The sequence below is a fragment of the Bacillus sp. JZ39 genome (genome assembly GCF_053903145.1).
Window position 1 is genome coordinate 1,453,696 of record NZ_CP096389.1, and the last position, 11,838, is coordinate 1,465,533.

At 41.9% G+C, this 11,838-nt stretch carries 15 protein-coding genes; 13 read left to right on the forward strand and 2 right to left on the reverse strand.

Annotated features, from left to right (window positions below; translation table 11 throughout):
* Positions 1-100: 100 nt before the first annotated feature.
* The 8 genes from cbpB (at position 101) to M1D65_RS07660 (ending at position 5,829) form a co-directional block, all read left to right on the forward strand.
* Positions 101-544 carry a cyclic-di-AMP-binding protein CbpB gene (gene cbpB / locus M1D65_RS07625; protein WP_003218674.1) on the forward strand — a complete coding sequence of 148 codons (444 nt, stop codon included), beginning with the start codon at positions 101-103 and terminating at the stop codon, positions 542-544.
* A gap of 146 nt (positions 545-690) precedes the next feature.
* Positions 691-1,572: a transcriptional regulator CcpC gene (ccpC, locus tag M1D65_RS07630; protein ID WP_003232387.1), complete on the forward strand. Its 882-nt coding sequence runs from the start codon at positions 691-693 to the stop codon at positions 1,570-1,572.
* A gap of 110 nt (positions 1,573-1,682) precedes the next feature.
* On the forward strand, positions 1,683-2,159 hold the full coding sequence (locus tag M1D65_RS07635) for a flavodoxin (protein ID WP_032725603.1): 477 nt from the start codon (positions 1,683-1,685) through the stop codon (positions 2,157-2,159).
* Positions 2,149-3,042: a WD40/YVTN/BNR-like repeat-containing protein gene (locus M1D65_RS07640; protein WP_064671330.1), complete on the forward strand. Its 894-nt coding sequence runs from the start codon at positions 2,149-2,151 to the stop codon at positions 3,040-3,042. Before M1D65_RS07635 ends, M1D65_RS07640 begins: the two co-directional genes overlap by 11 nt.
* A 15-nt stretch (positions 3,043-3,057) precedes the next feature.
* The gene (locus tag M1D65_RS07645; protein WP_032721472.1) at positions 3,058-3,513 is read left to right on the forward strand and encodes a flavodoxin; all 456 of its coding nucleotides are present in this window, start codon (positions 3,058-3,060) and stop codon (positions 3,511-3,513) included.
* Positions 3,514-3,617: 104 nt separating this feature from the next.
* Positions 3,618-4,328 (forward strand): 2,3,4,5-tetrahydropyridine-2,6-dicarboxylate N-acetyltransferase, encoded by a 711-nt coding sequence (dapD, locus tag M1D65_RS07650; protein ID WP_003218680.1) that lies wholly within the window; start codon positions 3,618-3,620, stop codon positions 4,326-4,328.
* 69 nt (positions 4,329-4,397) lie between these two features.
* Positions 4,398-5,522 carry an N-acetyldiaminopimelate deacetylase gene (locus tag M1D65_RS07655; protein WP_015252188.1) on the forward strand — a complete coding sequence of 375 codons (1,125 nt, stop codon included), beginning with the start codon at positions 4,398-4,400 and terminating at the stop codon, positions 5,520-5,522.
* Positions 5,523-5,583: 61 nt separating this feature from the next.
* Entirely contained in the window at positions 5,584-5,829 is a 246-nt protein-coding gene (locus M1D65_RS07660; protein WP_003232382.1) for a YkuS family protein, read from the forward strand.
* A gap of 36 nt (positions 5,830-5,865) precedes the next feature.
* Here M1D65_RS07660 and mscT read toward each other — a convergent pair whose 3' ends face one another.
* On the reverse strand, positions 5,866-6,669 hold the full coding sequence (gene mscT, locus M1D65_RS07665; protein WP_003244994.1) for a small-conductance mechanosensitive channel protein MscT: 804 nt from the start codon (positions 6,667-6,669) through the stop codon (positions 5,866-5,868).
* Positions 6,670-6,905: 236 nt separating this feature from the next.
* Here mscT and ahpA point away from each other — a divergent pair, with 236 nt between their 5' ends.
* From ahpA to rok, 3 genes are all read left to right on the forward strand, one after another.
* Positions 6,906-7,448 (forward strand): biofilm-specific peroxidase AhpA, encoded by a 543-nt coding sequence (ahpA, locus tag M1D65_RS07670; protein ID WP_003245371.1) that lies wholly within the window; start codon positions 6,906-6,908, stop codon positions 7,446-7,448.
* 70 nt (positions 7,449-7,518) lie between these two features.
* Positions 7,519-7,965, forward strand: coding sequence for a thiol-disulfide oxidoreductase YkuV (ykuV, locus tag M1D65_RS07675; protein WP_032725606.1), 447 nt, complete (start codon positions 7,519-7,521; stop codon positions 7,963-7,965).
* 465 nt (positions 7,966-8,430) lie between these two features.
* Positions 8,431-9,015, forward strand: a complete 585-nt coding sequence (gene rok / locus M1D65_RS07680) for a transcriptional regulator Rok (protein ID WP_014113628.1) — start codon at positions 8,431-8,433, stop codon at positions 9,013-9,015.
* A gap of 40 nt (positions 9,016-9,055) precedes the next feature.
* On the opposite strand, the gene cse15 is transcribed toward rok, so the two are convergent.
* Positions 9,056-10,021: a spore protein Cse15 gene (cse15, locus tag M1D65_RS07685; RefSeq protein WP_021479381.1), complete on the reverse strand. Its 966-nt coding sequence runs from the start codon at positions 10,019-10,021 to the stop codon at positions 9,056-9,058.
* A 136-nt stretch (positions 10,022-10,157) separates the two neighbouring features.
* Between cse15 and M1D65_RS07690 the strand changes: the two genes are divergently transcribed.
* Positions 10,158-10,757, forward strand: coding sequence for a molybdenum cofactor guanylyltransferase (locus tag M1D65_RS07690; RefSeq protein ID WP_456270828.1), 600 nt, complete (start codon positions 10,158-10,160; stop codon positions 10,755-10,757).
* A 50-nt stretch (positions 10,758-10,807) separates the two neighbouring features.
* Complete coding sequence (locus tag M1D65_RS07695) at positions 10,808-11,827, forward strand: molybdopterin-synthase adenylyltransferase MoeB (protein ID WP_014479671.1); 1,020 nt, start codon at positions 10,808-10,810, stop codon at positions 11,825-11,827.
* Positions 11,828-11,838 lie beyond the last annotated feature (11 nt).

Here is an 11,838-nt window from a genome sequence, read left to right on the forward strand (position 1 = left end):
TTTTTTATTGAAAGGAAACTTTTCGACAAATACTGATAAAGTTTATATTATTGCAATATAGGGAATGTATTGATGATGAAAATGAAAAGGGGTCGAAAACATGATAAGCTTACAATCAGATCAACTTCTTGAGGCAACAGTCGGACAATTTATGATTGAGGCGGACAAAGTAGCGCACGTGCAAGTCGGAAATAACCTTGAGCACGCATTATTAGTATTGACAAAAACCGGATACACAGCCATCCCGGTTCTGGATCCTTCCTACCGTTTACATGGCTTAATCGGGACAAATATGATCATGAACAGTATTTTTGGACTTGAGCGAATTGAGTTTGAAAAGCTTGACCAAATCACTGTTGAGGAAGTCATGCTGACCGACATTCCGCGCCTTCATATCAATGATCCGATTATGAAGGGATTCGGCATGGTCATTAATAACGGATTTGTCTGTGTTGAAAATGACGAGCAGGTATTTGAAGGGATTTTTACGAGAAGAGTCGTTTTAAAGGAATTGAATAAGCATATACGCTCGTTGAATAAGTAGGCTGTACGGCCTATTTTTATTATATAGCCAGAGTGAAAAAGAAAGCGCATACATAATTTAAACGAGAATAGGGCTTGAATAAGAAACTAAGATTTTATTAGAATGGGAGATAAGAAAAACTTATTGATAACAAAAAGGAGGACGACATGCAGCTTCAAGAGCTTCATATGCTCGTAGTTTTAGCTGAGGAATTAAATATGAGAAAGGCGGCAGAACGGCTTTTTGTATCTCAGCCGGCTTTATCTCAGCGCTTACAAACCATTGAAAAGGCGTGGGGAACAAAAATCTTTTTAAGATCCCAAAAAGGATTAACGGTAACGCCCGCCGGTGAGAAAATCATTCAGTTTGCGAATGATGTGACATTAGAGCAGGAAAGAATAAGAGAAAATATTGACGAGCTTGAAGGTGAAATTCACGGCACATTGAAGCTTGCCGTCGCCTCCATAATCGGTCAGCATTGGCTCCCTAAAGTCCTGAAGACGTATGTGGAAAAGTATCCGAATGCAAAGATCTCGCTCATAACCGGGTGGAGCAGCGAAATGCTGAAAAGCTTGTATGAGGATCAGGTTCATATCGGCATTATAAGAGGCAACCCTGAGTGGAAGGGGCGCAAAGATTACTTAATGACAGATCATCTGTATTTAGTGGATACTGAAATTTCCTGCATCGAAGATATTGCCCATACAGAACGGCCGTTTATCCAGTTTAAAAGTGACAGCACTTATTTTCAGGAAATTCAGCACTGGTGGCATCAAAAATTTAAAACGTCACCGAAACAGACGATATTGGTTGATCAGATTGAAACGTGCAAACAGATGGCGCTGCACGGAATCGGGTATGCCATTTTGCCGTCTGTTACCCTTCAAAATGAAGATAAAGTGAATAAAATGCCTCTTTTAGACATGAAAGGGCATCCGATCGGTCGGGATACATGGTTATTAGGCTATGAGCCTGCCTTTGAACTGAAACAAGTCCAAGCTTTTGTACAAGTGATAAAGGATATGCTGGATCAGGAAAATCCATTTTAAAGACAGCGAGGTGCTGTCTTTTTTTATTTATCTGTTGACAATGAAAATCATTATCATTTAAAGTGATACATATGATATTGAAAATCATTATCAATTAATGGGGTGATAACATGGCTAAAGCCTTGATTACATATGCCAGCATGTCAGGAAATACAGAAGACATTGCCTTCATAATAAAAGATACGCTTCAGGAATATGAGTTGGATATCGATTGTGTCGAGATAGATGATGTGGATGTGTCTTGTTTAACCTCCTATGATTATGTACTGATTGGCACCTATACATGGGGGGACGGCGATTTGCCCTACGAAGCGGAGGATTTTTTCGAAGAGGTCAAACAGCTTCAGCTTAATGGTTTAAAAACAGCCTGCTTCGGGTCTGGCGATTATTCTTATCCAAAGTTTTGCGAAGCGGTGAATTTGTTCAATGCCATGCTGCAAGAGGCGGGAGCTGCTGTTTACCAGGAAACACTAAAAATTGAATTAGGGCCTGAAACAGATGAAGATGTGGAAAGCTGCCGAGCGTTTGCGAGAGGTTTTCTTGCATGGGCAGATTATATGAACAAGGAAAAAAGCCATGTTTCATAAAGGAGCAACTGCTGTTACGGCATCGGCGTTTTCTGGATATTTTGTGGCGGTACAAGGAGAAGGCATTTTTCATTATTCTTTGGAGCAGGGCTGGAGAAAGCTTTTTCGTTTGAAAAGTAAGATACACTGTATCAGCTACATAGGGCCTTACTTATTTGGCGTTGGTGAAAAGGGAACAGTCATTCGTTCGGCTGATGAAGGGAAAACCTGGACGATGTCGAGCTTTCCGACAAATGCAACAGTGTGGGCGATTACCGGCAGAAACAACGGGTTTGTCTGCGCCCACGGTAAGCATTGTATTTATGTATCGGATGATTTTGGTGTCTCATGGCGCGTAGCCAAACCTTTTGCCGAATTTCATAATCCCCCTGTTATCCGGTCGCTATGCCTTCACGGGGGTAATCTTTTTATCGGCACGCAAATACACGCATATTTTGGCGGCATTTGGGCTTACGACATTAAGCGTGACACTGTCCAAGTTGTCAAAAAAGAAAAAAACCGGATGACGGCATCCATGCTCGTGTTCAATGAAAATTGGCTGGTGGCGGCGATGGGTTCTGTGAAAGGAAAGCACGGTGCTGTCACTGTACGGAATCTTTTGAATGGTGAAGAATTCATCATTCAATCCAGTATGATCAGAAAAGAAGAGTCATTTCTTGATCTTTCAGAGGATGATGGCATTATATATGTCACTACAACACAAGATGAAAACGGTTTTTCGAGAATTTACCAGGCTGATCTCGAAGCCCGGTCGTTAAAATGGTTCGATACCATTAAGGGACATGGATGGAGAGTGGCCAATCAGAAAGAGAATTTCTTTTGCGCAGGCTTGTATGAATGTAAATTTGTCCAGCCGTACGAAGTTTCAGCAATGATTCATTAGAGGAGGAACAAGGAATTGGCGAAGATTTTGCTCGTTTATGCAACAATGTCAGGCAACACTGAAGCTATGGCAGATTTGATTGAAAAGGGGCTTCAGGAGGCGGAAGCAGAAGTAGACCGTTTCGAAGCAATGGATATTGATGATGCCCAGCTGTTTACCGATTATGACCATATCATAATGGGAACCTATACGTGGGGAGACGGAGATCTGCCTGATGAATTTTTAGATCTGGCTGAAGACATGGATGAGATTGATTTTTCCGGCAAAACATGCGCTGTATTCGGTTCCGGTGATACAGCATATGAATTTTTCTGCGGAGCGGTTGATACGCTAGAGGCAAAAATAAAAGAACGCGGTGGAGACATTGTGCTGCCTTCGGTAAAAATCGAAAATAATCCAGAAGGTGAAGAAGAGGAAGAATTAATAAACTTTGGGAGACAATTCGCAAAGAAAAGCGGGTGCGCTGTCTGATCACTCACTGGGAACTGCTAAAACGGCTGTTCCTTTTTTTCTTGTCTTTGTATCTTTCCTTTGATACAGTAATGAGGTAGAAAATCAGGAGGAGGACTATACATATGAAAATGATGGACGCAAATGAAATTATTTCATTTATTCAAAATAGTACAAAATCAACACCTGTAAAGGTTTACGTGAAAGGTGAGCTGGAAGGAATCAATTTCGGCGAATCTGCGAAAGCTTTTATCAACGGAAACACTGGTGTCGTTTTCGGTGAGTGGAGCGAAATCCAAACAGCAATCGAAGAAAACCAAAGCAAAATCGAAGACTATGTGGTTGAAAATGACCGCCGCAATTCTGCGATCCCAATGCTTGATCTTAAAAACATCAAAGCGCGTATCGAGCCGGGCGCGATCATCCGCGACCAAGTTGAAATCGGTGATAACGCAGTCATCATGATGGGTGCTTCTATTAATATCGGTTCAGTCATCGGCGAAGGCACAATGATTGATATGAACGTTGTGCTTGGCGGACGAGCTACTGTCGGAAAAAACTGCCATATCGGCGCGGGTTCTGTACTTGCGGGCGTTATTGAGCCGCCATCCGCTAAACCGGTTGTGATTGAAGACGACGTCGTAATCGGCGCAAATGCTGTTGTGCTTGAAGGTGTAACAGTAGGTAAAGGAGCTGTTGTTGCTGCGGGAGCGATCGTGGTAAACGACGTTGAGCCATACACTGTCGTTGCAGGCACACCAGCTAAAAAAATCAAAGACATTGATGAAAAAACAAAAGGCAAAACTGAAATCAAGCAGGAATTACGCCAGCTGTAAGGAAAAGTTTGATAAAAAAGGCGTGGATAATATATCCACGCCTTATTCGTATAGGCAGGAGGAATAGAAATGAAGAAAGAGGAGCTCATCGCAATTCGCAGAGATCTGCATCGTATACCGGAGCTTGGATTTCAGGAGTTCAAAACCCAGCAGTATTTATTAAATGTCTTGGAACAATATCCGCAAGACAGAATTGAAATTGAGAAATGGCGAACAGGGCTTTTTGTAAAAGTGAACGGGACGGCGCCGGAAAAAATGCTGGCGTACAGAGCGGATATCGATGCGCTTTCTATAGAAGAGCAAACTGGTCTTCCATTCGCATCAGAGCATCACGGCAACATGCACGCCTGCGGTCACGATTTGCATATGACGATTGCACTCGGCATTATTGATCATTTTGTTCACCACCCAGTCAAACAAGATTTGCTTTTTCTGTTTCAGCCGGCAGAGGAAGGGCCTGGCGGTGCGGAACCAATGCTTGAGAGCGATGTATTAAAAAAGTGGCAGCCTGATTTCATCACTGCGCTTCATATTGCTCCAGAGCTTCCGGTAGGCACCATTGCGACAAAAAGCGGCCTTCTATTTGCGAATACATCAGAGCTAGTCATCGATCTGGAAGGCAAAGGGGGACATGCGGCATATCCGCATTTGGCTGAGGATATGGTTGTAGCAGCAAGTACACTTGTCACCCAGCTGCAAACGATTATCTCTAGAAACACAGATCCGCTAGACAGTGCTGTTATTACAGTTGGTACCATTACCGGAGGCTCGGCACAAAATATCATTGCGGAAACGGCCCACCTGGAAGGCACGATCCGCACGCTTTCTGAAGAATCGATGAAACAGGTAAAGGAACGGATTGAAGATGTAGTGAAAGGAATCGAAATCGGATTCCGCTGCAAAGGAAAAGTGACATATCCGTCTGTATATCACCAAGTTTACAATACGAGCGGATTAACAGAAGAATTTATGTCTTTTGTTGCTGAACATCAACTGGCGACAGTAATTGAAGCAAAAGAAGCAATGACTGGGGAGGATTTTGGCTACATGCTGAAAAAATATCCCGGCTTCATGTTCTGGCTCGGCGCTGATTCTGAACATGGGCTTCATCATGCTAAGCTGAATCCCGATGAAAATGCGATAGAAACAGCGGTTAATGTCATGACAGGTTATTTTTCTGTTTATGCCAATTAAGTACAAATGAAAGAATAAAATTCCATAAAATGAGCACTCTAGTAAACGGAGGTGTTCAAAAATGGCTAAAAAAATTGGAATTGAACAATCGTTATCAGATGTAGAAGCTGCTTTAAAAGAAAAAGGATATGACGTTGTAATGATGAAAAGCCCTGCTGATGCTCAAGGCTGTGACTGCTGTGTCGTAACAGGTCTTGATAATAATGTGCAAGGGATAGCCGATACGGTAACACAAGCACCTGTCATTACAGCTTCCGGGATGACGGCTGAAGAAATTTGTAGCGAAGTTGAGAGCAGAATTCAGTAATAAAAAAACCGAAGCAAAAAGCTTCGGTTCTTTTATTTATTCTGTTTCTTTAGGGAAAGCGCGGTCGAACGCGTTCTTTATTTCTTTTCTCAACACTCGTTCGACTCGCCACTGTTCCATATTTTCTGTTTTGGCAATGACCCTGATTACAATTTCAGAAGTCCCCAGTTCTTGAATCCCGATGACATTTGGGCCTTCTTTTATTTGTGGAAGAGCCGCTGCCGTTTCATCACAAACCTGCTGTAAAATATGAATCATTTCATCAATATTTCTTTCAGCCGGCACTTTAATGTCAACAAGAGCCTGCATGGTACCACGAGAATGATTGCTCACGTTTGTGATGTTTCTGTTGGGGATGTAATGCAGTGTTCCGTCAAAGCTGCGGATTTGAGTTGTCCTTAAGCCAACCTGCTCGACAATTCCGTCAAAGGTGGAAACGGTAATATAATCTCCGACATCCAATTGTTTCTCAAGCAAAATAAAAAAACCTGTCACGATATCACTGACAAGCCCTTGGGCGCCAAATCCGACAGCCAGGCCGACGATTCCTGCCCCCGCTAAAAGAGCGCTTGGATCATAATGAAACAAATCTAGAACCATGACGAAAAATATGAAAATCAATGTATAAGCAAATATGTTAAGAGTCAGGCTTCGGAGCGTATGTGCACGTCCGATAGACAAGCTATTCTGCTCCTCGAATTTTGCAAAAAGATGTTTAATGATTTTCATGCCTAATGATCGAACGATAAAATAGAGCAATATCATAATGGCGAGTTTAATGAGCAGAACACCGGCATTTGTAATCAGTCCCGCCCAATCATATTGTTTAATAAAGTCCATGTTGAGCTCCTTTTCTAATTGATTGCTGCACATTGAGACTAGTTACCCTGTACATGACCATGTTAAACGTTTTATTCAAAAATGTCGAAGCCAAAGACATACATGATTTGTTAAAAATTGACTCGGGAAATCTGCTTTTATATAATGGCATTGCGATATAACTAAAAATGGTTAATCACCCTTTATTTTCATGCGATTTTGACCTTTAAGCCAAACAATAAATTGGAGGGATACATATGGCAGAACGTATGGTAGGTAAACAAGCTCCTCGTTTTGAAATGGAAGCAGTCCTTGCAAGCAAAGAATTCGGTAAAGTAAGTCTTGAGGAAAACATGAAAAACGACAAATGGACAGTGCTGTTCTTCTATCCAATGGATTTCACTTTTGTTTGTCCGACAGAAATTACAGCAATGTCTGACCGCTATGACGAGTTCGAAGATCTTGATGCAGAAGTCATTGGGGTTTCAACTGATACCATCCATACTCATTTAGCTTGGATCAATACAGACCGCAAAGAAAACGGTCTTGGCCAGCTGAAATACCCGCTTGCTGCTGATACAAACCATGAGGTATCCCGGGAATATGGCGTTTTAATCGAAGAAGAAGGTGTGGCTTTGCGCGGATTGTTTATTATTAATCCTGAAGGGGAGCTTCAATATCAAACTGTTTTCCATAACAATATTGGGCGTGATGTTGATGAAACGCTTCGTGTTCTCCAGGCGCTGCAAACTGGCGGACTTTGTCCGGCTAACTGGAAACCAGGCCAAAAAACACTTTAATTCTTTCCAAGAACGAAAAGCGGTCTAGCATATTCGTTAGGCCACTATGTTAAATAGGAGGGAAAAAGCAATGAAATTACGTCAGCCCATGCCGGAATTGACGGGAGAAAAAGCTTGGTTAAATGGTGAAGTGACGAGAGAGCAATTGATTGGGGAAAAGCCGACGCTTATTCATTTCTGGTCCATCAGCTGCCACTTGTGCAAAGAAGCGATGCCGCAAGTGAATGAATTTCGTGATAAATATAAAGATCAGCTGAATGTTGTAGCTGTGCATATGCCCCGTTCCGAAGATGATCTTGACCTTGGTAAAATTAAAGAAACAGCTGCTGAACACGATATCACTCAGCCGATTTTTGTTGACAGTGACCATGCTTTAACCGATGCATTTGAAAATGAATACGTACCTGCGTATTATGTGTTTGATAAAACAGGACAGCTCCGTCACTTCCAAGCCGGCGGGAGCGGTATGAAAATGCTTGAAAAACGTGTGAACCGCGTTCTAACTGAAACGGAATAGGTATCTGACTAAATAGTATTTCCTAAAAACCTGATCACATCAGGTTTTTTATTTGTGCAAAAAGCAATGGAAGAAGAGTAAGAAGCTTATTTTTCCAAATTTGGGTATAGGAATTGATGGTTTGTTTGATTGATACGCTAGAAAACACAGCTAATTTTTGATGTTTTTCCTCAATTTTAGATAAATCTCATATCTCATAACTCGAAAATTGTAGATATTACACTAAATTTCTTTAAAGAAGTAAGTAAAATATATATTTTCAACATTATACCAAATAAACTAGAAAGCCCCTTAATCCCTTGAGAATAAAGGACTCTTTTGAAAAATAAAACATTTTCAGAAAATAAGGAATTTTTCATAGAGTAAATATAATAGTAAAATGCTAAAATAATAGTTGATAAAATTACTTTTGTAATCTAATATCTTAATTAAAGATGTTAATTTTGATAGGGGGTACATTGAGGAATGTTTAATGAAAGAGAAGCTTTGCGCTTGCGGTTAGAACAATTAAATGAAGCTGAAGTGAAAGTCATTCGTGAATATCAAATTGAACGTGATAAAATATACGCAAAATTAAGAGAGCTGGACAGAAATGGAAGCCCTTCCGAAATCAAAAAGGATTTCCGTTCTGAAAAAAAACCTGACTCTCTGCCGGTTCTCGCTGAGCTTGCGGCTCAGGAAATCAGAAGCTATCAGCCGCAATCACAGCAGCAGTCTGTCCAGCCTCAGCTTCAATCTATTTCCTCTCTTCCTGCCGGTATACCAGACGGAACAACACGAAGAAGAAGAGGAACGGCAAGACCGGGATCAAAAGCAGCGAAGCTGCGTGAAGCTGCTATTAAAACATTAAAACGCCACAACGCGGCGATTAAGAGCTCCGAGCTTCAAAAAGAGATTGAAAAAGAAAGCGGTCTTGAAATCCCTAATATGACAACGTTTATGCAAAGCTTAATTAAAATGTACCCGGAAGTGAAAAAACCATATCGCGGGCAGTACATTTTAGAGGGTGAAATCGAATCTGCAGAATCAGCTGAATCAGCTAATGAATAAATATAAAGAAAAACTGCTTGGCATCGCTCAAGCAGTTTTTTTATTGAGGTTTTTTCTGTGAAGGTTTGTTTTCTTTTTCAAGATTAAGCTTATACACCCACTTTTGATAAGGCTTTTCTTCAGCGGCTCTGTTTTTCAGCTCTTCGATTGTATGGCTCTTGGCCTGGTCTGATGATTGGGCGCGGGCAAGCTGTTTTTGGAGCACATGTATCTGTTTGGTGACATCTTCAAGGATGGTCTCTACATGATATGGCTGCGCGTAGGCCGCTGGAGCTTCTTCTTCCGTTTTTTCTTTTTGTTTTGTGCCGCCATCAATATCAGCAAAATGAGAAGCAATCCAGGCATCGCTTTCATCAAGCTGCCGTTTATACGATATAATAGTTTCGTGAAATAATTTTTCTTTCGTTTTTTCTATGTCTAGCAGTCTTTCTTTCGTTTCTATGATTCGATCTTTCATATGATCAACTTCTATTTTAATATGTTTTAGCTGATATTCTTTTTCTACCATTTGCTCTTTTAGACGCCCGTTTTCGGCTTTTATCAATTCGGCTTGCTGTTTTGCCTGAAGCAGTGCATTTTGTTCCTGCTCAATCGAGGCTTGAAGTTCGCTGATCCGTTTATGAAGATTTTTATTTTCTTCTTCGATTTTGACTTTAGCAATATGAAGTTTATGTTTTTCTTCGATTTCGGCTCTGCGTTTATAGGTTTCAGCAGATAGAAGCTCCTGCAAAACAACGATTTTATCAAGCAGTTCAGCTCTTATTTGGTGCAGGGTTTGGCTGGTGTGGGAGGCATGTTTTTCTTTTGTTGACATATGTGTTAATTCGGCAGACAGCTGCTGGAGTTTTTCTTTCATATCGGTATTTTCTTTGAGCAGTTTGTTATTTTTCTGATGAAAGTAGCTTGCTTCAAGTTCAGAAATCAGCTTATGGCACCTTGAAAGCTCGGATTTTAAATAAAGGTTCTCCTGAGACACGTCGTGGAAAAAAGGACCTGATCTTTTCATTCGAACCATCTCCCTCATGATGTTAACACTACAATATGCAAATACTGAACAGCTATTCCTCTTTAATAAACAGACAAGCAGTAGCGTTGAGCCTTTGCTTTTGCTATGCTTTTAACGAAACTAGAGGTGAGATGATATGAAGCATGTAAACGTACTGCTGGCAGGGGGAGCCTCACGTCGCTTTGGAGAACCGAAGGCGTTTGTCAAATGGAAGGGCAGGATGCTTTACGAATGCGCTAAAGAGGCACTTGGAGAACAAACGGTTATCATCAGCCGTCCCGAATTTATTGATAGATTTCAAGAAAACGGTGAAAATGAAGTGTATCAAGATGCTGAGCCATTTCAAGGCATGGGGCCAGTGGCTGGTATATATACCGCTTTTAAAAAGACAGACGGTGATCTTTATACTGTTCTTTCCTGTGACACACCGCTGATACAAAGAAGGACGATGCTGGAGCTCAAATGTCTGATGACTGCCGGTGCGGACGCGGTAGTCCCAATTTCAGACGGACAAGTGCAGCCATTGATTGCGATTTACCACAAACGTATCATGCCAGTTCTATACGATCAGCTTTCTGAGAAGAGGTTGAGAATATCAGATTTATTAGGCAGAATTTCGGTTTGTTACGTACAGGCTGAAAATATCGGAGCAAACCCGGCAGAGTTTATCAACATTAATACACGTGATGATTTTAGCTGTTTGGAAGAAAAATCGAACTCCCTCAAGCGGGACTGACGGGGCAATAACATGATAAGATGACATAAAAGATAAGGAGAACAGGTTTGATGGAGGAACGTTATTCACGGCAAATCAGATTTAAGCAAATTGGGGAAGAGGGCCAGAAAAGACTGGCAGACAGCCATGTGCTGATTGTCGGAGCGGGAGCGCTCGGCACTGCAGGAGCTGAAGGGCTTTCGAGAGCGGGAGTCGGTACTATTACCATTATTGACCGTGACTATGTGGAGTGGAGCAATCTTCAAAGGCAGCAGCTTTATACAGAAAGCGATGCCAAACTCCGCATGCCGAAAGCCATGGCTGCTAAAGAGCATCTATCAGCGATTAACAGCGAGATACATATTGAGGCGTATGTTACCGAAGGAACAGCCGAAACGCTTGAGCCGCTGATTGAAAAAGCAGATGTCGTGATCGACGCGACAGATAATTTTGAAACCCGCATGCTGATAAACGATCTTGCCCAGAAAACAAAGACACCTTGGGTCTATGGCGCCTGTGTAAGCAGCCAGGGAATGTTCATGACTGTCATTCCCGGAGAAACCCCTTGTCTGTCTTGTTTGTTTGAGCAAATTCCTGTCGGCGGGGCGACGTGTGATACTGCCGGCATTATTCCGCCTGCTGTGCATATCGTTTCAGCATATCAGCAGGCTGAGGCATTAAAGCTGTTAACCGGCCAAAAAGAAGCAATACAGCGGGGTTTTGTGACATTTGATGTCTGGAACAATTCGCATATGAAGATTAACGTTAATCATGTACGCCGTGAGGAATGCCCATCTTGCGGAGCTAATGCGGTATATCCTTATCTTCAGGATTGGAACACACCAAAAGCTGCTGTACTATGCGGCCGTGACACAGTGCAGGTAAGGTCAGAATCATTAAAAAGAATCCCGAAACAGGAGCTCATTAAGCGGCTGAAAACAATCGGCAAGGTCGAGGCTAATGCGTTTTTGCTGCATATTTTTTACGAGGATTTCAGAATTGTCATTTTCAGTGACGGACGGGCACTGGTGCATGGAACAAATGATGTGAAAGAAGCCAACTCCGTGTTGGCAAGAGTGATTGGACTGTAACAACAGGAGGG